This window comes from Moorella thermoacetica (assembly GCF_001267405.1).
Taxonomy (GTDB): Bacteria; Bacillota; DSM-521; order Neomoorellales; family Neomoorellaceae; genus Neomoorella; species Neomoorella thermoacetica.
Genome location: NZ_CP012369.1, coordinates 291,347 through 316,150, shown reverse-complemented (window position 1 = coordinate 316,150; position 24,804 = coordinate 291,347). Strand labels below are relative to the sequence as shown.

At 47.7% G+C, this 24,804-nt stretch carries 26 protein-coding genes and 1 riboswitch; of the genes, 2 read left to right on the top strand and 24 right to left on the bottom strand.

Going from position 1 to position 24,804, the window contains the following annotated elements:
• Positions 1–31: 31 nt before the first annotated feature.
• From MOTHE_RS01605 to MOTHE_RS01560, 13 genes are all read right to left on the bottom strand, one after another.
• On the bottom strand, positions 32–682 hold the full coding sequence (locus MOTHE_RS01605) for a TMEM165/GDT1 family protein (RefSeq protein WP_011391936.1): 651 nt from the start codon (positions 680–682) through the stop codon (positions 32–34).
• A 247-nt stretch (positions 683–929) separates the two neighbouring features.
• On the bottom strand, positions 930–2,690 hold the full coding sequence (locus MOTHE_RS01600; protein ID WP_162490017.1) for a flagellar assembly protein A: 1,761 nt from the start codon (positions 2,688–2,690) through the stop codon (positions 930–932).
• 79 nt (positions 2,691–2,769) lie between these two features.
• Positions 2,770–3,099: an STAS domain-containing protein gene (locus tag MOTHE_RS01595; RefSeq protein ID WP_011391934.1), complete on the bottom strand. Its 330-nt coding sequence runs from the start codon at positions 3,097–3,099 to the stop codon at positions 2,770–2,772.
• A 6-nt stretch (positions 3,100–3,105) separates the two neighbouring features.
• Entirely contained in the window at positions 3,106–3,807 is a 702-nt protein-coding gene (locus MOTHE_RS01590) for a PP2C family protein-serine/threonine phosphatase (protein WP_053094589.1), read from the bottom strand.
• Complete coding sequence (locus tag MOTHE_RS01585) at positions 3,808–4,137, bottom strand: STAS domain-containing protein (RefSeq protein ID WP_011391932.1); 330 nt, start codon at positions 4,135–4,137, stop codon at positions 3,808–3,810.
• Between the two features lie 25 nt (positions 4,138–4,162).
• Positions 4,163–4,309, bottom strand: coding sequence for a hypothetical protein (locus MOTHE_RS13070; protein ID WP_176553516.1), 147 nt, complete (start codon positions 4,307–4,309; stop codon positions 4,163–4,165).
• Between the two features lie 113 nt (positions 4,310–4,422).
• Entirely contained in the window at positions 4,423–4,854 is a 432-nt protein-coding gene (locus MOTHE_RS13985) for an integrase core domain-containing protein (RefSeq protein ID WP_080997161.1), read from the bottom strand.
• Positions 4,833–5,195, bottom strand: coding sequence for an IS3 family transposase (locus MOTHE_RS12645; protein WP_080997160.1), 363 nt, complete (start codon positions 5,193–5,195; stop codon positions 4,833–4,835). The genes MOTHE_RS13985 and MOTHE_RS12645 overlap by 22 nt, the downstream gene beginning before the upstream one ends.
• A 155-nt stretch (positions 5,196–5,350) precedes the next feature.
• On the bottom strand, positions 5,351–5,692 hold the full coding sequence (locus MOTHE_RS01575; RefSeq protein WP_011391837.1) for a transposase: 342 nt from the start codon (positions 5,690–5,692) through the stop codon (positions 5,351–5,353).
• A gap of 51 nt (positions 5,693–5,743) precedes the next feature.
• Positions 5,744–6,862: an ATP-binding protein gene (locus MOTHE_RS01570; RefSeq protein ID WP_011391931.1), complete on the bottom strand. Its 1,119-nt coding sequence runs from the start codon at positions 6,860–6,862 to the stop codon at positions 5,744–5,746.
• 168 nt (positions 6,863–7,030) lie between these two features.
• Positions 7,031–7,116, bottom strand: a riboswitch (cyclic di-GMP riboswitch).
• A 474-nt stretch (positions 7,117–7,590) separates the two neighbouring features.
• A complete protein-coding gene (locus MOTHE_RS01565) occupies positions 7,591–8,214 on the bottom strand; it encodes a cobalamin B12-binding domain-containing protein (protein ID WP_011391930.1) in 624 nt (207 codons plus the stop codon).
• A 44-nt stretch (positions 8,215–8,258) separates the two neighbouring features.
• Positions 8,259–8,432, bottom strand: coding sequence for a hypothetical protein (locus MOTHE_RS13560; protein WP_165442559.1), 174 nt, complete (start codon positions 8,430–8,432; stop codon positions 8,259–8,261).
• 19 nt (positions 8,433–8,451) lie between these two features.
• Positions 8,452–9,621 carry a uroporphyrinogen decarboxylase family protein gene (locus tag MOTHE_RS01560; RefSeq protein ID WP_011391929.1) on the bottom strand — a complete coding sequence of 390 codons (1,170 nt, stop codon included), beginning with the start codon at positions 9,619–9,621 and terminating at the stop codon, positions 8,452–8,454.
• A gap of 266 nt (positions 9,622–9,887) precedes the next feature.
• Between MOTHE_RS01560 and istA the strand changes: the two genes are divergently transcribed.
• Together istA and istB are read left to right on the top strand one after the other, a co-directional pair.
• A complete protein-coding gene (gene istA, locus MOTHE_RS01555; protein WP_011392192.1) occupies positions 9,888–11,375 on the top strand; it encodes an IS21 family transposase in 1,488 nt (495 codons plus the stop codon).
• Positions 11,372–12,130, top strand: coding sequence for an IS21-like element helper ATPase IstB (gene istB, locus MOTHE_RS01550; RefSeq protein WP_011391832.1), 759 nt, complete (start codon positions 11,372–11,374; stop codon positions 12,128–12,130). The genes istA and istB overlap by 4 nt, the downstream gene beginning before the upstream one ends.
• Positions 12,131–12,238: 108 nt before the next feature.
• Here the strand turns inward: istB and MOTHE_RS01545 are convergent, their stop codons facing one another.
• The 11 genes from MOTHE_RS01545 to MOTHE_RS01495 form a co-directional block, all read right to left on the bottom strand.
• Positions 12,239–13,000, bottom strand: a complete 762-nt coding sequence (locus MOTHE_RS01545) for a methyltetrahydrofolate cobalamin methyltransferase (protein ID WP_053094587.1) — start codon at positions 12,998–13,000, stop codon at positions 12,239–12,241.
• A 154-nt stretch (positions 13,001–13,154) separates the two neighbouring features.
• Positions 13,155–14,804: a methyl-accepting chemotaxis protein gene (locus MOTHE_RS01540; RefSeq protein WP_162490016.1), complete on the bottom strand. Its 1,650-nt coding sequence runs from the start codon at positions 14,802–14,804 to the stop codon at positions 13,155–13,157.
• Between the two features lie 369 nt (positions 14,805–15,173).
• Entirely contained in the window at positions 15,174–16,586 is a 1,413-nt protein-coding gene (locus MOTHE_RS01535) for an SLC13 family permease (RefSeq protein WP_011391926.1), read from the bottom strand.
• A gap of 170 nt (positions 16,587–16,756) precedes the next feature.
• Positions 16,757–16,984, bottom strand: coding sequence for a non-oxidative hydroxyarylic acid decarboxylases subunit D (locus tag MOTHE_RS14130; RefSeq protein ID WP_011391925.1), 228 nt, complete (start codon positions 16,982–16,984; stop codon positions 16,757–16,759).
• A complete protein-coding gene (locus MOTHE_RS01525; protein ID WP_053094586.1) occupies positions 16,984–18,414 on the bottom strand; it encodes a non-oxidative hydroxyarylic acid decarboxylases subunit C in 1,431 nt (476 codons plus the stop codon). The genes MOTHE_RS14130 and MOTHE_RS01525 overlap by 1 nt, the downstream gene beginning before the upstream one ends.
• 12 nt (positions 18,415–18,426) lie before the next feature.
• Positions 18,427–20,508 (bottom strand): acetate--CoA ligase family protein, encoded by a 2,082-nt coding sequence (locus MOTHE_RS01520; RefSeq protein WP_164920302.1) that lies wholly within the window; start codon positions 20,506–20,508, stop codon positions 18,427–18,429.
• Between the two features lie 38 nt (positions 20,509–20,546).
• On the bottom strand, positions 20,547–21,413 hold the full coding sequence (locus tag MOTHE_RS01515) for a thiamine pyrophosphate-dependent enzyme (RefSeq protein ID WP_011391922.1): 867 nt from the start codon (positions 21,411–21,413) through the stop codon (positions 20,547–20,549).
• Between the two features lies 1 nt (position 21,414).
• Complete coding sequence (locus MOTHE_RS01510; protein WP_011391921.1) at positions 21,415–22,632, bottom strand: pyruvate ferredoxin oxidoreductase subunit alpha; 1,218 nt, start codon at positions 22,630–22,632, stop codon at positions 21,415–21,417.
• Entirely contained in the window at positions 22,633–22,953 is a 321-nt protein-coding gene (locus MOTHE_RS13980; RefSeq protein ID WP_053094583.1) for a 4Fe-4S binding protein, read from the bottom strand. It lies immediately after the preceding gene.
• A complete protein-coding gene (locus MOTHE_RS01500; RefSeq protein WP_011391919.1) occupies positions 22,907–23,455 on the bottom strand; it encodes a 2-oxoacid:acceptor oxidoreductase family protein in 549 nt (182 codons plus the stop codon). The genes MOTHE_RS13980 and MOTHE_RS01500 overlap by 47 nt, the downstream gene beginning before the upstream one ends.
• 286 nt (positions 23,456–23,741) lie before the next feature.
• Complete coding sequence (locus tag MOTHE_RS01495; RefSeq protein WP_011391918.1) at positions 23,742–24,506, bottom strand: IclR family transcriptional regulator; 765 nt, start codon at positions 24,504–24,506, stop codon at positions 23,742–23,744.
• Between the last annotated feature and the right edge of the window lie 298 nt (positions 24,507–24,804).

Sequence of the window (24,804 nt, the reverse complement as noted above, 5' to 3'; positions counted from 1 at the left end):
AAATATATCGTCAGTGTGGCTTTCAATTCTCCTAGTTGCCTTTTTGTACCGGCTTGCGGAAAAAGATGAAAACTAGAATTGCCAGGATGGCGACTCCCAGACCCCATACAGGGGGCGAAAGATTTAATCCTCCCTGGAAGGTGCTAAAGAGGCCGAAAACGAAGAAAATAAAGGCGGCCCCGAGTCTAATTACCCGCTCCGGTAAACGGGACCCCATAGCCTGGCCGATCCAGATTGCCAATCCGTCGGAAAGAACCATACCCAGGGTCGAACCAAGCCAGACAGGTATAATGGAATAAGTTGTGGCCAATGTAACGGTACTGAGCATGGTTTTATCGCCGAACTCAGCTAGAAAAAAGGTAACAACTACCAGCAAGAAGGGGGAAGCAATACGGTGGGCATTATCTCTTTCATCATCCAAGCTATCGCCACGTAGAGTCCAGAGGCCAAACCCGATAAAGGCCAGGCCGGCAAGAAAATGCGTCCAGGCTGTAGGGATAAGTACCCCCACAAACTCTCCCAAAGCAACGGAGATAACGTGAACCAGTAGAGTCGCGGTGAAGATCCCGGCCAGGACAACACGGGCGTTAAAACGTGTGGCCAGGGTGAGGGCAACTAGCTGGGTCTTGTCCCCTAATTCGGCAATAAATATCAAGCCGAGGGATAACAGGAATGCTTTCATACCTTGCCTCCTGAATAGGTTGATGTATGTGAGCTGGCCAGCGGCCAAAAAAAGAGACCTCTACACCCCTATTATCAGGGTGCAAAGGTCTCGCTAAGCCATATTTAACAGGCTGGTAGAGCCAGGTCAGCGACCAGTATGTTGACTCTACCGGTAAGTAGCTACTCCCCTTTGCAACTAAAATAATTATACCTTAAAGGCCCAATATTGGCAAGCCAGCGAAATGGCGGTTGTGCCGGAGCTGGAGTCAATTCATGTAACTTCTGATTAGCTCTCCTTCCCGATCAAGATATAAAGTAACCCCCTGTTCCTCCCGGCCAAAAGAATACACCCGTGGTCCTATTTGAACGGAGGTATTCTCAAAAACATGCCCTGCTTTCACTCTAGCTCCACTCCTGGTGATTACCCTGGTTTCTATACCGCTACGCGAACCAAGTTCTCTTATATAAACATCACCCTGGGCCTGAATCTCACCACCACGGAAAACACCGTTTATGGTTACTGATTTCCCGGCCTGTAACCGGGAGTGGTAACAGCCATCCCCCAGTACTCTAATATTACCCGAAGCCATGATGGTAGAATTAACAACATAATTAACGGTAACATCAGCTCTCCCCTGGAGAGGGGCACTAATCCCTTCCTGCCAGCCTGCAACCTTTTGCAACATCGTTTCCAGGTAGTCTAAATTTTTAACCGCGAGAGGCGAACGAGTAAGACGTTCCAAATCATTTATAAGTCCTTCCGGTTCACCTAAAGATATTGTTTGTAAATTCTGCACTTCTTTCTGTAATAGCTCTATAGCAGGAGAAAGACCTTGAAATTTCTTTTCCAAAAGCAGGAGTACCAGGGGGCCGATCCCGCCCTTAAGGTCATCTTTTTTAAAGGAAGGGTGCCTTAATAACTGCTTAATGGCGGTTATCAATTGTTCTAGCTCTTCAGCAATTCTCGCCAGGAGCGGGCTCAGCCTCTGCTGAAAGGCGGTAATACCTCCGGCAGCCAGTACCGAAACGAAGATATTGCCGGCCACCTCAATGGACCCCCCTGCCCGGATTATACCCCGGGATACGGTATCCCCTACATACACATTCCCTCCCGCCTCGATAGCCATCCCTTCTTCAACCTGACCCGTTACAATTACATCGCCACTGAAGTTAATGTTGCCCGAGGAAAGATTAACATTGCCGTCATGGATCAGAGCAGGGACTACTTCAATGGTTACCCGGTCTTTTGTTTTCCTGGCCATAGGCCGGCCAGACCGGGTGGCAACCACTTCTAAACCGTTATCACTTAAAATTGCACCCTGCCCGGCAACGAGCTCAATTTCACGGGGTTCAGGCGGCAGAATTATTTCTCCCGTCACGGCCCTCCCTGGCCGACCACCGGTAACAGGTTTTTTCCTGGCCAGGACCGTGCCGGGTTCCACAGAAGTGAATTGAAAGCGCTCGCGAAAGTTAACCTGCTGATCTTCTTCTTTGATGGTTACAGGCACCCTGTCCTGGGTTGTGAATAATAATTGAACGGTAGCATCCTTACCTGGGAAGGCCGGTTGGCCACGGGCAATGGTCCATGTCCCCTCTGCCGGCTCTTCGACCAGACGGGCACACGTCTGCCAATCGATACCGTACTGGATACCTTGACTTTTAAGCTCCCGGACTAGATCTTCTAGAGTAAAGGGAGGATAATGGCTCTCTTGCTCCAGGACTTCAAGTTGCAGTACCTTGGCTGGCGGCAAATCTTTTAGGCACCGGTGCAATATTATCCCTGGTCGCATTTGCAGTAAGGCTGCCAGCTTATCCCCGCTAATCTTTATGCGCCAGTATCCTTCCTGCTTTTCGTCAACTGGAAGTATTTCTATTTTATCTTTTGAGGTGACAGGCATCGGTTCCTTTCGCTCTTCACCATTTACCACCAACCTCAATCCCCGGCATGGCACTATTACCGGATAGGGTCCCTCAGGCGGGTGTTTTATTACCGGGCGCCCGTTAATAATAGCTACCGTAGCCGGCAATTTATTAGCTCCGGAATCTTTCGAGGCCGGATTTTGGGTTCCAATTAAATTGGTAGCTTGCGTGTTGCTTTCCCCCACTTTAATTCCCCCCGGTCGGACGGGATGCCTTAAAGCTTTCTAAAACGCGAAAAACCCCAATTATATCCAAATCATGGTATATATGCTCAGGGATATGGGTGATTTCAAGAATGCGGTTTTGTAGGTTCAGAACCCTGGCTATAGAAAGAAGCAAACCAGCCCCCGAGGAATCCATAAACTGCAAAGCGCTACAATCTATTTCTACTATTTTTGTATCCTGGCGTTCAATCTCTTGCTGTAACTGGTTTATATTGCTAAAATCCAGCTCTCCCGCCACCCTCAGGACGCTCCTATCCTTTTCCCGGTGTACGCTTACTTCCAAACCGCTCACCGGCTTTCACCTACCCCTCTTCAGTATTACCAGGGTGACATCATCCCTTTGCTGCTTCCTGCCAGTGAAGGTAAATAAATCATTCAAAATAGTATCCCGCAGCTGGATTGCATTTTGGCAGGAGTTTGCCAAAGTTATATTCTCCAGGCGCTTTAAACCGTAGGTTTGTCCCTGCCCATTACGGGCTTCTACCAGGCCATCTGTATACAGGAGGACTACATCCCCGGGAGCCAAACTTACGGTATCTGGCTCCGTTCCCTGGTAACCTTCCAGGAGCCCCAGGGCCACCCCCTTTACCTTCAGGATACGTAATTTATTACCACTAAAAGCCAGAGGCGCCGGATGTCCCGCACTGAGGGATGTCAAGCGGGCATTATACATCTCGTAAGAAATCAGGCACAGGGTTGCAAAGGACCTGGCAAGCTGGAGTTGTTTCCCGCCCCTTTCGTTTATTTGTTCCATCATCGTCAGGAGCGGCATATTGTTCCCGGCACAGGCATGTACTATAGCCCTCAAGTCTTTCATATGCCTGGCAGCCCTGCTGCCTTTGCCCATTACATCGCCTATTGCGGCAATAAGCCGTTCCTTACCCAGGGGGATAAAATCAAAAAAATCCCCTCCCTCCACTTCTGCCGGAATACTGCAACCGGCTCCCTGTATACCGGCATGTATTATTTGCTTCTCTATCCTACCGGCATCCAGGGCCATTTAATTTTCACCTGCCTCCACCATTTCTCCTGAAGTTCCCTGTAAAAGTTCTTCCAGGCCTACCAGGCGGAAAACCTCTGCTACCTCCGGGCAGGGGTTAAGAAAGTGCACCCTCCCTCCTTTTGCCGCCCACTCTTGTTGGATAGTTAACAATCCCCTGAGGCCCGTCGAATCGATAAATGAAACTCCGGACAGATTGATAATCAGCCGGCCTTCCCCCTCCCGGGCTTCCGCCATTCGTTCCAGCATCGGCAGGGTTTCCATATCCAATTCCCCTTTAAGGTTTAAACAGCGGCTATCATTAACTCTAGTTACCTCTATTGTCAGCATAACCACTTATCCCCTTCCCCTTTATTTAACAAGCTTTTTGCCCCGCTACTTGACAAAAATTGAGGACCAGGGTCGTCCCGGAATTTCCTGTAGCCAGGTAGAGTTCGTCGGTATAATAGAGCATTAAAGTAAACCCGCTACCCAGGGATTCCTTGGTAGAGTAATGTTGCATTAGGGTCGGATTAACCCCCGCAGATTGGACATATGCACCCGACATTAAGCTCTCTTGCAATTTTTCTTCAAGCTTTTAAGGGGCAAAGGCTTCCGGATACGCACCAATTTACGTCACACCCTCACGGGATATCTGGGCTGCAATCCTGTCTCGATATGACGACGGTAAAACTTGGCCGGCGACAGGTAGTGTAAACTAGAGTGCAATCGGCGGTTGTTATAACGGCTAACGAATTCCACGACCGCCTGATATGCCTCCGCGTAGGTCCCAAACTCGCCCATCGACAAGCATTCATCCTCAAGAAGCCGATGGTACGATTCGATATATGCGTTCATATTCGGTGTCTTGGGCGGTATTCTCTCGTGTAGGACATTCCATCGCTCACATTCCGATTCAAACAGATGGCTTACAAACTGGGGTCCATTATCCGAACGGATGATGGGTAATGGTAAATTCCTTTGAAGAATCTGACGTTTCCACAATGCTGCTCGAAAAGTTTCAACGGCATGTCTGGCTTCACAGGTTAGACCAATATGATAGCCCACAATCTGCCTGTCAAGACGTCAATGTACGACAGCACAAAGAAAAACCGGTCTTCTCCTGCAATGTATCCGTACTTGACATCGACCTCCCAGAGCTGGTTTGGCGCTGTGATAGTGCGGTTCTGGGCCAAATTCCGCGGGTGTTTCCGACGGAGGTTCCGTTGTGGCCGCAGAATATCCAGTTCCTTACACAAGCGGTATACCTTTTTCTCGTTCACCACCAGCTCATGATCTTGTCGAAGCATATGAGTGAGCTTACGGTACCCGTAGGCGTAACCATCACCGGAAATAGACTCCATAATCCATTCCTTAATCTGTTCATCACTGACCTTGCGGCCGCCCACAGTCAGTGAATGACCAGGAAACGGACGTCTACCCGTCGTGGTATGCGGCTTGGGTTCATGTGTTAATTGATAATAATAGGTGGATCGAGAAACCCCCACTATGCGCAGCACGAGAGTAGCGTTGTACCCGGCTGTGATCCACTTGTGCGCAATGGCTACTTTATCTGCAAGTGAGGGTTGGCTTTTTTTAATAGGTCACGCAATATAGCAATTTCAAGGTCTTTTTCGCCCAGAAGTTGCTTTAGATGGGTATTCTGTTTGTCTAACTCACGGTTCTCTGCAACGAGTCGGGCGTGTTCCTGCTGAGTAACGTGGGTGGCGTTTCCCTTTGGGCTACTGCCTTGCATGGGTTGGCCGGCTTTGTACTGACGAACCCATCGGCTGACAATATTCGGCCGGATATCATACTTCCGAGCAACGACGGAATTATTTCCGGCAGCGATGGCCTGTTCGACGACCTGGCGCTTGAACTCTAGGGTAAATTTCCGACGTTCCACTTGAACAACCTCCTGACCTTATAGTCTCATGAATTTGGAAGATTGTCCAATCTAATTTCGGGGCTTAAGAGGGGTTGCCTTGGGTAGATCCTTTAGTTTTATTCCCTGGCCGTGGTCCTGGACAATTACGCGCAGGACTTCATCGTCCTGCCTGGCTACCCATTCACCCCCGCCAGCGTGTTTTAAGGCATTAGTTAAGGCTTCGGTCAAGCCCAGGCAGATACCGTGCTGGCGACCACGAAAAACCTCTGGTAATATACTGCGCAACTTGCTCCGCGCCAGGGCAACATCGGCAGCCTTCTGAACTTCACCCTTGGCCAGCTCATGTCCCTGGGAAAGTAATGAAGCAATCTCCGCCCGGGTCGAGAGCCTCAACCGGCCATTGGTAACAGCAGCAATGGCTTCCTGGTAAGCAAGCATCTCCTGCCGGCGCATCTGCCTTTCTTTATGGATAATCTCCGTAATATCGAAGGCCAGCAAGCCCCCGGAGTAAGGATCCAGGGGGATCCCATGCAGGTCAAAAACCCTTTTCCCGTCACTACTTACAATGAGCTCCCGGCAGTGGGTACCCTGGCGAATTGCCTTATGTATCAATTTTTCTATTTCCTCCGGGGGTAATTCTAGATCAGCCTGGCCCCCTAAATGGCGAAATCGTCCCCTTTCATAGCGCAACACGCTGCCGATCTGCATAGCCTTCAAAATCTCAGAGTTCTGGATTTCGGCAAGTAACCGCTCTTTTACCAGTTTCTGCAGGTGGACGGGGACCAGCTGGGATACTTGTTCAATAAAGTCCCCCGTACTTCCGGTTAATAAAGCGTACTCGTCACTGCTAAGGCGGGTAGCTGTTTCCTGATCCCGGTAAACAGTCAGGATATCAAAAAGGCGAATATTCCCCTTCCCTCTGGTGGGTACCCCGGCCACATCCAGGCTGAGGTTCTGATGAAGGTGAATACGATATTTCCCGGGTACCGGGGCATCTGTTTCTAATCCCAACTCCATCATATTTAAGACCAGGATACGGCCGTCATAACGCCTCCCGTCAGCTGCAACCAGATTTATTCCTATAGGTGACGGGGGCTTCCGGCGCAAAGAGCCCGGGGTCATAAAGTAATCGCAATCAGGGCAAGAACGTTCCGGGGTCTTCTGGTTACACTGACGACATTGTTGCATACTAGAACACCCCCTTTAAGCCGGTGTTAAGGCTAGGAACCCTGGGCTTTCAAAGAACAATCACCTCCAAAAGCCAGTCAACCCCCGGAGGCTGAATAAAAATAGAAAAGGCAGCCATTTAACATAACCAGGCTGCCTTTATAAAAACCTATCAATCAAGACTTTACTAGCGGCAGCCTGGCAGTCATACCGGTAACGGCTGTAGACCCATGGCTTTGCGTCCCACCCTTTCAGGTGGTTTGCCTTTTACACTAAAGCCTTCTACTGATTTGCAAATTTTTTAGTCTAGGGGGTGGAGAATTAGTTTTTTATCGCTCTTTTAGCCTTTTTATGGGAAACAAAACCAGAAAGGGTTCTTTGCGAGAAGAAGTTTTAATAGGGGTTAAATAAGGTAGGATTATTGTTTATGGAAAGAACAATAAGTGGTAGCCAAATTGCTTCCATCTTTTTACATTTACTACATAAATTACCCCCCCGTTGGGTTAATATGGTTCTTTTGGTAATTGCTTATCTGTAATTTCTTTGACATTGCTAGTGTACTCCTCTGACCAAGAATTACTAGACTAGATAAAATAAATTTCGACACGCATTATGGGATTCCTTCTTTATACAAAAAGACATTACCAAAGTAAAAGTAAAACCCGGGGTAAACCAATGGCATGAATAAAGAATAGGGGCCATTTTTCAGGCCCCATTCCTTATCGTTGCCAACCTTCCGTGCATTAACACTATGCTCCGAACACTTCCGCCGCCACCTTTACTCCATCGGTAGCCGTGGTGGCATAATAGTCCGCTCCTACATAATTCTTCACGGTTTCGTCTATATAGTTGCCTCCAATAACCACCCTGGTGTCCAGACCTGCACCCCGGATCGCTTCGATGGTTTCTTTCATCGCCTCCTGGCAACTGGTTAAGAGCACGCTCATGCCTACCAGGGGCGCCTTCGTTTCCTGCAGGGCTTCAACAAACCTCTCTTTCGGTACATCCACCCCCAGGTCGACTACTTTATACCCCGCCCCTTTTAACAGCATGATGACTATATTCTTGCCCAGGTCGTGGATATCTCCCTTCACTGTGCCGATCACTATGGTTCCTTTGTGTTCTCCACTTTCTCCCCCCAGGTGTGGTTCTAAAATATCCATGGCGCCCTTCATTATCTCGCCTGCCATTATTAATTCGCTCAGAAAATACTCGCCCGACTGAAACCGGTTGCCTACTTCTACCATGCCTTCCTGGAGGGTTTTGACAATCTCCAGGGGCGCGACTCCCCCTCCCAGGCGTTCTTTTACCTGCGCGAGTACCTGTTCTTCTTCTAGTTCTGCCATTGCCTTTGATAAAGTGTCTGTCAGCATAAAGACCTCACTCCTAATTCTAGAGAATTAAATATCTCTGCGGGCTACCGCTGTACCCAGAACCAGATAAAGGCGTAGGCAAAGGCCTCGAGTTTCTCCCACTCTTTTTTTACAATCTCCTCATTGCCGGGGATTTCCCCCAGCTCTTCCCTCTTAACCTTCCACGGCACGCAAGTACCGGCTTCCGGAACAAATGTTTTCTCCTTATTTTCAGCCATTGACTTCCCCTTCCCTTTGTTAATAAACGCCGTACTCTCGTCCTGCTTCAATCATTGCAAAAATATTTTCCCGCTTGGCATCACTCATAACAGCTCCGCCAGGTGCAAGGACAAAGCCCCCGTCACAGGCCAGTTCATCAATAGCCTGCTTCACACAATCCTTCACTTGTGCCGGCGTGCCGTAAGTCAGAAGCGTAGTGGGAACGCCACCCCACAGGCAGAACTTACCGCCGAGAATTTCTTTCGCTTTTTTGGCATCAGTTGTATCTATGATGAATACAATACTTTTATCCGGCAGTTCAGCTATCTTCTCAAGATACGGGGTCCAATTTCCTTCAGCAAAGAAGTACATCCTCTTTCCTTGCGCCCAGAGACCTTCGATAACTGCCTTCAAAGACGGCCAGTAGAATTTTTCCCAATGTTCCATGCTCAGGAACGGGTAGGCACCTCGATGAAGGGTTGCCTTACAAGGTAAAGTGGTATCTCCACGAGCCCCAATCATGGCATAGGCTATATTATGTGGTATAATCGCTTCGCACGCGGCCAGGACTTTCTCGGGTCGACGGCGGATGTCAAGCAAAATCCCTTTCATACCCCGCAGAGTGTCACCCAGGGTATCGAAAGGCGCCTTGGTAAACCCGCTCGTAGAAGGTACTACGCCGTGTTCCTTCGTCCACTTTTCCCACCCTTTAGCCATGACATTGCTGGCTATGGCATAAGCAGCCGCGCTTTTAATTAGCGCTACCGTGGCTCGGTATGAGCCTGGCCTGGCAAACTCCTCACTAATACGAGGCAAATATTTAGTTGCCAGCCATTCAGTAGGATTGGCAATAAAATCATCATAGTCTTCCGGTTTCATGTACTCTTCTTCCATATACTGGAATTGCGAGTTCTCCTCTAAATGAATACCCGGGAACTTATACAATTTCGAACCCATGGCATCGAACATTGGTGGCCACCATAAGGTGGGACCACCTCCGAAAATGTCAAAATCGAGGTCCTGTACTACTTCACAAGTTATTTCAATTGATTTGTCAAGGTTGTAATATACTTCTTCAAGAGTACTGCCGGTGTACTTGACAGCCCATTCACCAACTGAGAAAGCTATAGGAACTTTATCCGGTTTGCCACATTCCATGGCTGTGATGTAACGCTGCAGTCTCTCCTGATAAAGCTTTTCCTTACTCATACTCTCTCATTCCCTCTCCTTGCTTATATGACGTCCACCTCATGGAGTGCTCCTCCGGTCCTTTTTTCTTTTCTTCTTACCTAACCGTATTACCTCACCCTTTAACTTCTTATTACTTTAATCCGCTAACAAATCTTTACGATATGCCTTTAAAAAGTTCTTTCCTGTAGATCGTAAAATAGAATTGACCCAGGATCGTCAAATAAAACTGACCCACCTTGTGATAAAATCTCCCCTGAGAGGGGGAGGAAAAAGAGGTGGTCAGCATGTACAAATGGCAGCGCATCAAGGCACTGCACGCTCAAGGGGTCGGCATCAGGCAAATAGCAAGGGATGTTGGGGTGTCCAGGAATACCGTCAGGAAGTACCTTAAAGAAGCCGGCCCTCCCCAGTTTAAAGCCAGGGAGTATACCAAAGAACTGGACAAGTTTCTGGAAGAAATAAAGGTTATGCTTGCCAAAGGATATATCGGCACAAGGATTTACAAAGAACTGAAAGATAAGGGCTATCAAGGCTCCCTGGCCAGCGTCCACCGTTATCTTAGGGCCATCAAGGAAGATGACAGGACCGCTAAATTAGCCACCACCCGGGTGGAAACAGGCCCAGGTAAACAGATGCAGTACGATTGGAAGGTGTGGACGCTACCAGTTGACGGGAAGCTCGTGAAAATATATCTCCACGAAGTGGTCTTATCCTACAGCCGGATGAAATTCTACACCTTCTCTTTAAGCATCACCACCGCCGATGTGATCCGGGTTCTGATTGAAGCCATTGACTTCTTCGGCGGTTATGCCCCGGAGTTGGTGATAGACAACGGCAAGCAAATGGTTATCACCCACCAGAAGGACGGTATTGTCCGGTATAATGACGAGTTTTTAAAATTCTGCGGGCTGTATGGCATTGAGCCCTGTCCTTGCGCCAACTACCGTGCCCGGACCAAGGGAAAGGTAGAACGCCCCTTTTACTATGTCCAGGAACACCTGCTGCGGGGCCTGGAGGTGGGGAACTTAAACGAATTCGCTGTAAAGCTTTCCGAGTTCCAGGAAGCCTACAACAAAAGGCCCCACAGCACCTTAGGCCGGCCGCCGGAAGAAATGTTTGCCGAGGAAAAAGGGTGCCTTGTTAAAATACCGGCTGTCGAACCGGCCTTATTACACCATAAAGAACCCCGGAAGGTGAGCAATGACGGCTATATATCCCATGACGGCAATCTCTACCCCGTACCCATGCGCTACTGCTTAAGGAGGGTGTGGGTCGAAAACATCTACGGCCGGCGCTTAAAGGTATATGACGAGGAAGGTGCGCTTTTAGCGGAGTTTGACCTTGACCTTAAAAAACAAACCGCCCGTCCCCTTCACCCCGAACACGAAACCATCAACCGTCAATACCAGGAAAAGAAACTGAAGCTACGCTCGGCCCTGGTGGAGAAGTTCACCAGCGCCTTTGGCGAGGATGGCCAAAGGTATCTGGAAGGCCTGCGTGATAAAAATGGCGCCAACCTGTACTGGCACCTGGCGGAAATCTTAAGCTATCAGGAGATATATACCCCAGAAGATATCATAGCAGCCATCAAAGAATGCCTGAAAATCGGTTCTTATCACAAAAACAGCGTAAAAAGGCTTTTAGAGCGCAAGGAAATCGCTCCGCTTTCTTGTGCCTGTGACCCGGCAAGTGTCAATATGCCGCCAGGTAAAATCAAACGGGACCTCTCCTGTTATGCCCTAAAGGAGAGCGAGGTGGCGGCAGTATCATGAGCAACAAATTAACCGCTTACCTGGAAAGCCAGATGCAGGCCTTAAAACTAAAGGGGATGCTTGCCCATTACCAGGAGATAACAGAAAAAGCCTCGCAAAACAACCTTTCTTATACCGAATACCTCTCCCTTCTCTTCGAAGAGGAGTTAAAAAGGAAAAACGAAGGCACGGTCAAGACGAAAATCAATAAAGCGCGTTTCCCCTTTATCAAAACCCTGGAGGAATTTGACTTTAGCTTTCAACCCTCAATCCGGGAAAAAGAAATTATCTCTTTAAGCTCCCTGGATTTCGTGGAGAAAAAGGAGAATATCATCTTCCTGGGGCCGCCCGGGGTCGGCAAGACCCATCTATCAGTAGCCTTAGGTATCAAGGCCTGCATGGCCAAATACCGGGTAGTGTTTATTACGGCTCAGAAACTACTGGAAGAACTACTTTTGAGCGCCAAAGACGGCAGTCTCCTTGACAAGCTATTGGGTTACTCCCGGCTAAACCTTCTAATCATCGACGAACTCGGCTACATGCCTGTAACTAAAGAACAGGCCAATCTTCTCTTCCGCTTGGTCTCCATGCGTTACGAGAAGGGGAGTATTATCCTGACCAGCAACTACAACTTCAACGAATGGGGGGAGATATTTTCCGACCAGGTGGTAGCCGCGGCCATAATTGACCGGCTTGTGCATCATGCCCGCATTTTCTATATTAACGGCACTAGCTACCGGCTCAAGGGTAAACTGAAAGCAGCCAACGACCGTTAAATCGGAGGCTACACCTTCATTCCCTTTAGCGCATGACTTGCAGCTTATTATTTTTGTTCCCCAGTGGGTCAATTTTATTTGCACATAGTGGGTCAATTCTATTGACAATCAACACTTTCCGAAACGGTCGTTACCCAGCAATAAATCGGTGGTGGTGACTGCGGTCATGATTTTTCCATCCAACGGATCGAGAATGGCCGCGTCCATGCCGCTCGCCATACATATTGTCAGGAAGTAACGGTTGATGAGCTTCCTCTTCGGCATGTTAAACGAGATGTTGCTTAAACCGGATACTGTCTTCACTTTAAATAACCTCTTGATATCCCTCAGGCACTGGAAAAACATCACCGCATTGGTGTGGTTTACGGCCAGGGGGAGAACCAGCGGATCGATATACAGGTTGCTCAAATCATAATTCTTCCTGCTCAGGGTCTCTATCAGTCCCTCAGTTATCTTGATCCTTTCTTCAGCCGTTTTCGGGATACCATTGTCGTCCACCGTCAGGCCGATTACCGGGCACTGGTATTCGAGTACAAGTGGCAATACTTCTTCCAGACGCTTTTTTTCCATGGATATGGAGTTGATTATCACCTTGCTCTTATCGCCCTTGACGGTCTCCAGACCCTTTTTTATTGCCTCCCCTGCTGTGCTATCAATGCATAAAGGTACATCGGTTACTTCTTGCACTGTACGCACAAGCCACTCCATATCGGCCACTTCGTCACAGTGGGCGGTATTTAGATCCAGGTAGTCCGCTCCCGCTTCCGCCTGCCTCCGGGCCAGGTCCTGCACGGCCGCGGCGTTTTTGTCATTAATGATTTGACGGACACTGGGGATCGCGCTATTTAGTTTTTCACCGATGATTAACATTTCCTGCACCCTCCATGTATTTGGTTTCAGGCGTTTCTACGGAAAATGAGGAATTTACGGTAACTCCTCCTGGTTTATAAAATAATTATCCGGTTTTTGAGAAGTTAAGGCTTTTGCCCTGAGTTTTTCAGGTGGCACTAACCTGGCTGGCCTTCTAATCTTCGGCAATATTTGCTGCTAACACCCCTAAAACTTCCCCTTTTTCATTTTTAATGGGGCATGAAATGGGTACAGCCAACCTGTTAGTCGCCTGAGTTATATAAGGTTTCCCTATGTAAGACTCCCCCTTTATCGCGGCCTGAAACCACGGTCTAAATGACCAGTTGATAGATTGATTAAATTTCAAAGGAGAGTAGATAATGTTACCGTCAAGGCCTACTACCATGGGGTATTTGATGAAATCTAGACCTGCAACTGCTTCATCGAAAGGCTTTCTTAATTTTTCTATTTGCATACTTTTTATCTCGCTATTTTCTGCCAAACTCTTTAAAATCTGCATCCCGTTCTGGATCAGGCTGTTTTTCGTAGCCTCGTCCCATCCTTCTTTCGTGTACTGGTTTGCAAGTTCATCAAAGCGTCCAGCCATGTCCGATAGCTTGACAACGCTTTCCTCCATTGTTTCCATGGCCATCTCCTGATGCGCCACTGAAGCTGTTACCTCTTCTACTCCCGCTGCCGTCTCCTGGGCTACGGCCGCCATATGGGATGCATCCTGGTTTATATTCTGCGCCCGCTCTGCCTGTTTACGGGCGTTGCTGTATATCTCTTCCATGGCACCAGCAACACGAGTAAAGGCCTCTGTAACTTCCTCCATTTCCCGCATTGTCTCTTCGCCCTGCTCCAAGTTATCTTTTACTAGCCTTACATTCTCCTCTACCTGTTTTGCCGCCTCCTTTGCCACCTCCTGGATCGTCTCCGCTATACGTACTATATTCTGCGCAGCCTGCGCGGAACGTTCGGCTAGTTTCCTTACTTCTCCAGCTACCACTGCAAAACCGCGGCCAGAATCACCTGCCCGCGCCGCCTCGATCGCCGCGTTCAACGCCAGTAGATTCGTCTGGTCCGTTATCTCCGTTACATATCTTACAAACTCGTTGACTTTCTCTATTTTCACCTCCAGCCTCATAACCTTCTCCGCTGCCTCTTCTATCGACACCGCCGCCCGTTCCATATTGGCCAGCAGAACCTTTAGAACCTCTCTGCCCTTCTCCTCACGTCGTTTAGCCTCACCTACCAGATTGACTCCTTCTGAGGAAAGATGGGCTATGTCCTTAGCTAAAGCCGTCAATGCTTCTACATTTTCCGCTACTCTTTGGGTAGCCCCGGCTTCCTCATCCGCACCACCGGCCATATCTTGCATAGTCCGAGCTATCTCAGCAAGACTTACACGATTGGCCTCTGCTTCGCGCTGTATCACCCCGACGAGATAATTTAGCTCATCCGAACTCCTCTGCATGTTCCCGATCATGCGAAAAAAAGCTTCTAGGACCCGACCGGCTATCTCATGAAAGCCCCTGCTCCATTTCTGGGCCTTTAAAAATTTTTCTGCAGCTACCGGATCACCTTTTTCCAAAAGGGAGAGGAACCGCTGAAGAAGCAAAAGCGGGTGGATCCATCTCTGCCATAGCAAGAAAGCTCCTGTACTACTTAAAAGAATTCCAACAAGCACCATTACTAGAGTTCCCGAACCAAGCGTTACAGTGACCACAATAATACAAAGGGATATAACAAGTAAGTAAGGGAATAATGGCATAAACCCTCCCCAGTTGCCTGGCGACCTTTGAGCCAGAGACTTTGGGGCCATTTGTCTCACGTCCTTTCGTCTATCACGTAAAGTTTTTTGTAATTCATTTCTGGCTTACGGTCACCTAAACTTAAACGATCAGTTCTTCACTTCTTCCTTTTCGACTTTTATGTTTCTATATTGGAACTTTATATTTCTAAGCCGCATGGCAGGGGTTAACACTTGGAGGTGGCGGCCGCCTCGTTTGAAGCATTAATGCTATCACCAGCATGTCAAGACAGTTCTGAGGGGCCGCCACTCGGAAGGTATGACTGTTCTACCTAAACAGACGGTACAATTTATGGCAACGCAGTAACAATCTTAAATAATCTGGCAGTTGGCTTTTTCAACTTTCTCCTGGTATCGCTCCATGTTTAGATATTAGCAAAATTATCGTATTATTCCAACGCCCTGTCCTATATACATAAATATAACCATTAAAACCAACCAGACGAGGGAAATAAGGAAACCTGGTTTCATCATGTCCCAAAATTTCCAATATTTGTAATGATATGTGGTTAGCGGAATGGGATCCAGAGGTAATAAAAATACACAAGACGCAGTATACGCAATTGGAATAACTAGCAGGGCAGGATTGATCCCGGTATTTTTAGCCAGTACTGCGAGTACCGGAATGGCTACAGCCACTACGGCACCACCTACAGGTATAATTAAGTGGGAGAAGATGCCGAAAGCTGTAACGGCGAACAATACTATCAGGAGGCCGACACCAGCCAATCCACCCAGGACCGTGTTGGCCAGCCAAGCAGCTCCCTTGAGCTGCCAAATCGCCATGGCCAGACTGTTGGCAGTCCCTAGTAGGAGTAAAACATCCCAGCTCAATTTTCCTTTGACATCATCCCAGGTTGCTAATTTGACTCCCGGCAGGAAAAATGAGGAAGCCGTGATAATAGCAACTACCGAGGGATCGATATGATTCCATGGCTGAGTAAACCACAAGACCAACGTGACGGAGAAGATGGCTATGAATTTTTTCTCGTTGACCGTGAGAGGGCCAAGATCCTGTCTGGCTTTCGCGATATCTTCCAATCCCCGTACGTGGTCAAATTCGGGCGGATAAAATTTTAGCACAATATACCAGGCTGCCAGGGTGAGTAAGATTGCCATAGGAAATCCGATAAGCGCCCATTGTAAAAAATTAATCTCGACGCCGGCCGTGTTCTTGAGGAGTGAAATAGACATGATATTGAGACCACTACCCGCAGGGGTAGCAATACCGCCAATAGCTGCGGCAATAGGAATCCCCAACATCAAGGCCTTGCCAAAATTTGACTTCCCCGGAAGGCAGCCATTTTTCTGTAGAAGAGGATATGCTATACTCGAAAAAATCACAGCTGTGGGAATGTCCGCTAGTACGCTAGAAATAATAGCTGTAGGTAACATAAAGCTCAGCAGGACTCTATCAGTTTTCTGCCCAAAGATAGCGCTCACCATTAACGAAACGCGGTTCCCAAGCCCAGTATTGATGAAAGTTATGGCTATAATAAACGCTGATAAGATAAAGAAAAGAGTGGTAGTAGCAAAATTCGCCATGGCATCCTTCATAGGGAAGACCTTTAGTATATCCATAATCATTAAGAACAGAGCTGCGGAAATACCGATAGGAATGACTTCAAAAACCCAGACGATCACGACAGCGACCATAAAGGCCAGGGCTTTTTGGCCTTGGGGCGGCAAATTCGCAGGAGTGGGTAAATTTGTCAGTATAATGTAGACAATAATAGCTAACAGACCTGCTAACACTTTGCCGTACGAGCCAGCAGCTGTATTTTTCGCGTCCATTTTTATTGCTCCTCCTACCCGTCTAATCAGGGTTGCTTATTTATTTGTGGTCCCAGGCGGTTATAAGAACCAGCCAGACTAATCTTCAATTGGAAAAGGTGGGTCACGGGTCACTTTTATCACCTCCACTTGCACTAACACAATAGTACCCGGCTGTTGACATTAACTTCTCAAGTAGATTTAAGGGGCGGAACGGGTGGTATACAAAGCATTTTCTCAAAACTATCCGGAGACAATTTGAACTTAGTTGAATAAAAACGGGGATCGGTAATACTCTCATCTTCCGTGGAACGCCAGGAGAAATAACAGGTGTGGCAAAGGTAAACGGACCATTCCTGACCCCTGGGAGAATCCACCAGCTTTTCCGCGGTATCCTGATCGCAGCGGGGACAGATCATTACATGCTCCCTCCTTTTTTATTTCGATGGAGTTCTTTAAGTATCTTTTCCCACAAAGCCGTCTTAGCAGGGGTATCTACTAACTCCACCTCCCTGCTCACAACGTCTGGCGGTACCGGAGTAGTAGCATCAATAATCAATTTTGTATGCATTCCTGGTGGATCGGATGAAGGATCCAGCGGCATACCAGGAGCATTATGAATCAGTATTACGTCTTTATCAGGGCGCACCTTGGTTGTCAATGCCCACATGACCTGCTCTAAATTAAAGGGATCGACAAAGTCATCTACCACAATGATAATTTTGGAATAGGGCATGCCGTGGGGGGTGGACAGTAGCCGTATTGCTACTGCTTTACCGTACCCGCCAAAACGGCAGTTGGTAGAAATAATCACCCCTATACCGTGCGTATACATAGCATTTACTGCTACTACCTCAGGCATTGAGGCTTTAATTTGTTTATATAGAGGAATGCTGGTGTTCAGTGCCTGAAGATAATCTATTTCCGTCCAAGGTACACCAAGATACAGGTTCTCGAAAATCGGGTCCACCCGGTGGGTAACCGTATGAATCTTTACTTCCGCTTGCATTCTAACGCCCGAGTAGCTTCCAGGAAATTCGCCAAACGGTCCTTCCGGACTACGACGGCGGGGAAGAATTTCGCCTTCCAGGATAAGTTCTGCTCCTGCCGGGACATCAAGGTTAGACGTTTCTGCCTTAATAACTTCAAATGGTTCACCGCGCAAGGCCCCGGCCATTTCGTATTCTGACTCTTCATAGGCCATTGGCGTGCTGGCAACGAAAGTCAGTACCGGATCATTGCCTACAGCAATAGCAACTGGCAATGGCTGATTGCGCTCCTCTGCCTTGCGTAAGTGGATAGCAATATCGTGGAAGGGGAGTACTTGAATTCCGAGAAGATCTTTACCTTTTACCTGGATACGGTAAATGCCAACATTCTGCTTGTGAAAGTTATCTTGATCCTCGGGATCGCGGCTAACCACTGCCGCTTTGGAGAGGTAGAAGCCCCCATCGAACTTGTTTACCCTGAATAGAGGCATAAGTTCAAACAGGTTTATCTGTTCGTGATGCTTTATCTCCTTAACCGGGGAGCTGGACACCCGTCTTACAGGAACAGGAAAATTATCCCATCGGCGGCTAATTTCCATAAACTGTTCTTTTACCGGCATATCTTTGGGTAGCTCGAACATGAGGGCATGGTTGGCCCAGGAACCATGCACGTTCAAAGCAACTTTCTGGTAATAACCTTTAATGTTTTCCACTAGTACTGCTGGTGCCTGTTCTAAATTAGCTGCTGCCCTTCCAATAGAGCTTAAGTCTGGTTCAGCCTGAACCGGTTCTTTTACCCTGACGAGTTGTCCTTCAGCTTCCAAGCGCTCTAGAAATTGACGCAGATCAGCATACGGCATCGAAGGAATCACCTAGCCTTTTATGATCATTCGAACGTCAAGTACAGCAAAACCTTCTTCTAATACCGCTACCGGATTCAGATCCATTTCCTTTACTTGCGGGTTAGATATGGCCAGCTCTCCTATTTTCACCAGGAGATCGGCTAGGGCCGTTATGTCTTTCGGTTGTCCACCTCTTATTCCTTTAAGCAGTGTATAAGCCTTGGTCTCAGCAATCATACTCAGAGCCTCTTCCCGGCTGAAAGGAGCTACCCGGAAGCTTACATCCTTGAAGACCTCTACGAAGATGCCTCCCAGTCCAAACATCACTACCGGGCCGAACTGGTTGTCACGAAGTACACCGATGATAACCTCCGTACCACCACTGACGAAGGGCGTTACCAGGACCCCTTTGATTTCAGCCGTGGGAGCTTTGGCTTGCACGCTAGCGATTAACTCTTCATAAGCCCTGCCAACCTCTTCAGCTGTTTGCAGATTTAACTTAACACCGCCATAATCGCTCTTATGAACAATTTGCGGCGACACTATTTTAAGGACTACCGGATAACCTATTTCTTGAGCACACCTTACTGCCTCTTCCCTGCTGTGGGTGATACGTCCCGGCTGCATCTTGATGCCGTAATCACGCAATACTTCTATTGCCTCCGGCTCCAGCAGGTTTCGTCCTTCACGGCTGGCCTGGGTAACCAGGGGGTGGGGTGTATACCCCTGCTTCTCCACCGCCGATAGGTTGCTATTGCCGGTATTTAACCTGTTACCAGCTTTAATAAGGTTGATAAGTGCCCTGGCAGCGCGGTCGGGTGTATCGAAAGTCGGTATACCCCTCTCCTCCAGGTATCTACGGCCATCTTCCATAGCTTTACCAGTCATAAAGCATACAAGGACCGGTTTATCATATTTCTTAGCTACCGCGGCAATGGCCTGAGCTACGCGTTCCGCTGGGAGAAAAGTAGGTGGCAGGCCTATCAAAAGCACTGCGTCAACGTTAGGATCTTCTAGTACCAGTCGTAAGGCTTCAGCATGTTCTCGTTCCATGGCTGCGGCCGTCATATCAATATAACCGTTGGGCTTGCAGATCATAGCCATGGGAGGCAGCACCTCGGCCAAGGCTTTTTGCGTCTCCGGAGTTAGAGACGCCAAGCGAACCGCCGGATCGCTTCCTACTTCATCCATGGCTATAATGCCCAGGCCGCCTGCTTCAGTCAGAATACATACCCTGTTGCCACGCGGTGGAGGTGCCATTACCAGCACCTTTGCGCTATCTACCAATTCTTCTAACTTATCGACCCTTACTATGCCGCTCTGGGTAAAAGCCGCATCATAGATCTTATCCGATCCCGCCAGGGTACCTGTATGAGACAAAGTAGCCCTTGAGCCAACTTCAGTCCGCCCGACCTTTAATACAAGTAATGGTTTTTTCCTAGTGATCTTCTCGGCCAGGCGCATCAATTCCCGTCCGTCCCGTACTCCTTCCATATAACCGGCAATTACCTTTACTGAAGGATCGCTTGCGTAATACTCTAGAATCTCCAGGTTAGTGACATCACACATATTCCCCACATGGGCCCACTTGCTGAAACCCAGGGGTTTGGGCTGAGCTGCCGTCAACATCAGGATAGAACCGCCAGTGGCACCACTCTGCGTAAAGAAGCCAATATTACCAGGAATCATCTGCAGGCCCGGGGCAAAGCTTGTGCTTAACCTGTTTTCGGTGTTGATAACGCCATTGCAATTTGGACCTATGACGCGGATTCCAGCACTCCTGGCAATAGCCACTACCTCTTTTTCAAGCTTTACTCGTTCCGGGATCGCTGTCTCGGCAAATCCTGCAGATACGATAATCGCCCCTTTAACATCTCCCCGCTCCGCTGCCTGACGCATTACTTCCGGTACACCCGGCGCAGGTATAGCAATAACTACCAGTTCGACATATCCAGATACGTCTTTGAGTGAAGGATAACAATCAAGCCCTAAAACCTTTGTCTCACGAGGATTAACCGGAAAAATGTCTCCTGTAAATCGCTCTTCTATTAGTGTTTTCAAAAACTGGTGAGATGCTTTATCAGGATTATTAGAGGCGCCAACTATGGCCACAGATCTGGGATAAAAAATGGGCTGTAGAGATTCTGCGTTCACTCTTCCTCCACCCTTTCCAAAAGCTCCGTGTACTCCTCATCAACAACTCTTTGTATGCGCTCAACTTCTTCTGCGCCTATCCCTCTAAACCGGCGCTGTAAAACAAGATAATCCTCTACCGGTCGGGGTTTATTCACTTTGACGGTAATATTTATACGACCTTCAATAATTTCGTACAGCGGCCAGCATCTGGTCTGTACCGCCAGGCGTGCTACTTCAATAGTTCTTGCAGGGTCATAGCCCCATCCGGTAGGGCAGGGTGTCTGTAAATGTACATAAGCTGGCCCTCCTGCGTCTCTAGCCCGGGCAATCTTTTTGCGAAGATCTTCGATATAGCCTATGGAAGCGCTGGCCACATAGGGGATCCTGTGCGCCCTGGCAATTTGAAGCATATCCTTTCTATATACATGCTTTTTAGCCGGAGTAGTGGTAGTCCAGGCTTGCATGGGGGTAGAGCCACTGGCCTGAATGCCTGTATTCATATAAGCCTCGTTATCATAACAGACATATAGGATACGATCCCCACGTTCCATGGCTCCCGAAAGAGATTGTATGCCTATATCAACAGTAGCACCATCACCGGCCAAAGCCAGGACCGTAACATCGTCTTTGCCCTGCATTTCAAGACCGGCTCTTATTCCTGCAGCAATTGCAGCACTGTTTTCAAGGTTACCTTGAATACCGGCAATCTTTAGAGCCGTTTCACTACCGAACCCGGAAAAAAGAGCAGCGCACCCCGGAGGTATAACAATAATTGTACGCGGCCCCAGTACATCCAAGATGTTTCTAACTGCCAATTCCATACCGCAACCATGGCATGTACTTACACCGTGAGCTACCAAGCCTTTTGCCTCGGTTCTCATTTCATACACCTTGTGACACCTCCCGCAGTCTCAATGCATCATCTCGAACATCAATCCAGCAGCTGCCTTGATAAGTTTTTATCCCCCGCTTAATTGCCAGTAATTCTTCAAAAGCTTTTTCCATAATGTGAGGAGCCAGGTCACGGCCGCCAAGCCCGCCTATAAAACTAATTACTTGAGGCCCTTGACGCAAGCAACCTAAGGCTGCGCTAATCTCAGTCCACACCGGACCACCTTCCGCCCCCAGCCCAGCACTCCGATCCATAACACCTACAACTGGTACATGCTTTAATGCTTCCCGTATAAGTTTGGCTGGAAACGGACGGAAGCAGATGATTTTAAGCACGCCGACTTTTTGCCCCTTTTTCCGGAGTTCATTGACCACATACTTTGCCGTTCCCGACATTGACCCCAGGGTTACCAGTACTACTTCAGCATCCTCGCAACGATAAGCCTCTACCATTGAATATTGCCGACCAAATACACGGGCAAACTCATCCTGGATCTCCGGTAATACCTGTAAAACTTGATCAAAGGCTTGCTTCTGCTGGTACCGCATCTCCGTAAAATCAGAAGATGGGGTCAAGTCATTTATAAACATAGGATCATCAGGATCTAGATATAGATTAGAAGGCCGGTATGGCGGTAGGAAGGAGTCAACTGTTTCTTGATCCGGTACTATCAACGCTGCAGGCGTATGAGATAGGAAAAACCCGTCCAAACATACCATAACTGGAAGCAATACCCTGGGGTCTTCCGCCAGCCGGTAGGCCATAAACATGGTATCGAGGACTTCTTGAGGGTTTTCTACATATAATTGAATCCACCCTGAATCCCTTTCGGCCATGCTATCTTGATGGTCGCACCAAAGGCTCCATGGACTTACTAAAGAGCGATTAATCACCGCCATCACAATGGGTACCCGACAACCCGAAGCCACTCCGAGCATCTCATGCATTAAAGCCAGGCCAACAGATGAGGTTGCCGTGCAAGCTCGAACCCCTGTTAGCTGGGCTCCAATTGCCACCGACATAGCTGTGTGCTCAGATTCCACCCGTACATACTTGGCTTTTAACGTTCCATTAGCAACATACTCTGCCAATTTTTCCGCAATAGGGCTCTGGGGTGTGATAGGATATGCAGATATAACCTGAACCCTCGCCATGCGCATGGCCTCAGCTGCTGCGCCGTTCCCATCTAACAGTTTTCTGGTCGCCATTTATCGTTCTCCCCTTTCGGAGACCATTTTGATACATTTCCTGGGGCAAACATTGGCGCAAATACCACAACCCTTACAATAATCAAGATTCATCGTGACACTCTGAACTTTGCTTTCTTTATCCACGTCAATTATGTCCAAGGGACAGTACTTAGCACACGTTCCACAGCGGGTACATTGATTATGGTCGACTTCCGGACGCATAATGCGCCACGACCCAGTTTTCGTACTGGCGAATGCAATGGCTACAGGGCCATATAGGTATTTCACCTTTTTATAGTCGCTGGATTGAGGTGTAACACCTTCTAGCTGCTTCAACATTCTTATCCCCTGCCTTTCCCTGGAAAAACTCTTGGAGGGCTGCACAAACTGAATCAATTTTGACTACACCTGTAGCGGCAAAGGCCCCCAACATTGCGGAATTGGGAATCTCTATGTTCAGAACCTCCAAGGCTATTTTCGTAGCATCAGCGTAGTAAACAGGACCGAAACCCTGGCTAAAAGGATATTCAATCGGCGCTTTATCGCTATTAGCTACAAAACAGGTATTCTTATGGGCCCCCTCAGTTACATTGACCCCTTTCTCGATGACTGCAAGATCAAATATCAATACATAATCCGGTTGATAAACAAATGATTTGACCAAAATAGGTTCATCATCAACTATCAAATCAGCATATACAGGGGCTCCCCGCCGCTCGTGACCGTAGGCAGGAACGGCTTGAGCATACCTGCCTTCCTGAATAGCGATAGCTGATGCCAGAACTTTGGCCGCAGTTACTACTCCCTGCCCTCCCAAGCCATATAATTTCAGTTGTAACATATGCCAGCCTCCTTTATGCGATATGACCAGCGAAACAAGTTTCACCAGGTCATTTTATTTGACAAAGTATTTATATTAAAAGTAACACCATAAAACCAATAACAAGAAAGCTTTCTAATTCTCCACTTTTTATGCTTTATTGGCTTACCTCCCCAAGGCGATGTTCTTTACGCTACCCACGCAAAAGTAAAATATGGTATAGATGACTATACATAACGATCAATTTAGGGGTCTCACCATTATAACCAAGATCTAACATCTATTTATTTAAGAAGGCGAAAGCCCTCTAATTCCAACCCAGAGAGCGAGAAATATTTTCCGCCGCACTTATCACTAGTTCCCTGAATTCCTCCCATCGCTTTTCAAGTCGCCCAGCTGGTCCGGAAATACTTATAGCAGCCAACACTTTGCCTCCATTATCTTTTACCGGGGCGGCAATACAGAACAGACCCTCCTCGCTCTCCTCCTTATCGACCGCATATCCCTGGGTCCTTATAGATATAAGATGTTCCCTCAGCTTTTCCGGATTGGTTATAGTGTTACTTGTAAACCTGGTGAAAGTAGTGTTCCGCAAATAATTTTCTAGCTCTTCACTTGGTAAATGAGCCAAAAGCACTTTCCCAGTCGCAGTACAATAAGCCGGCATCCTGGCCCCTACATAAGAACCCATCATCATGGGACGCTGGCTTTCTACTTTTCCAATAAAAACAGCTTCGCCTTGCTCTAATACAACTAAGTGAGCAACCTCTGCGGACTTTTTAACCAATTCTTCAAGATGGGTTCGCGCAATTTTCACCAAATCCATTTGTTTTAGGACCAAACCGCCAAGGTATAGTGTCTTCAACCCCAATAAATATTTTCCTGTAACCGGGTCCTGAGATAAAAACCCCCTTGATTGTAAAGTAAGCACTAATCGGAAAACAGCGCTTTTACTAAGACCAAGCTTACGGCTTAATTCTGAGATACCCAGTTCTGGTTCATTCGCACTAAAGGCTTCTAAAATCCGAAGAGCATTATCAACCGATTGAAGTATATATTTTTCCTTAGCCAAGTTGTTCCCCCACAGTATTGTAATCTAATCTTTTTACTTTATTTTATTTTAAACAACGACATTTTTAATGAAATGGCAAAGCAAATTCATCCGAAAAATTTGCAACCCAACTCTTGAGCTTTTTAAAAGACCAAACCGTTTTTAACCGTATGGCGGTTTTAGGCAGCTAATGTACCATCTAAGCAGAAGGTTACTTTTAGTTTTTATTTTATTTGTTTCTCTATATAATACATCGCTTCTCTATAATAAATAATACGACGTCTATTCTAAAAATCCTTCTGGTATCTTAAGAACCCAA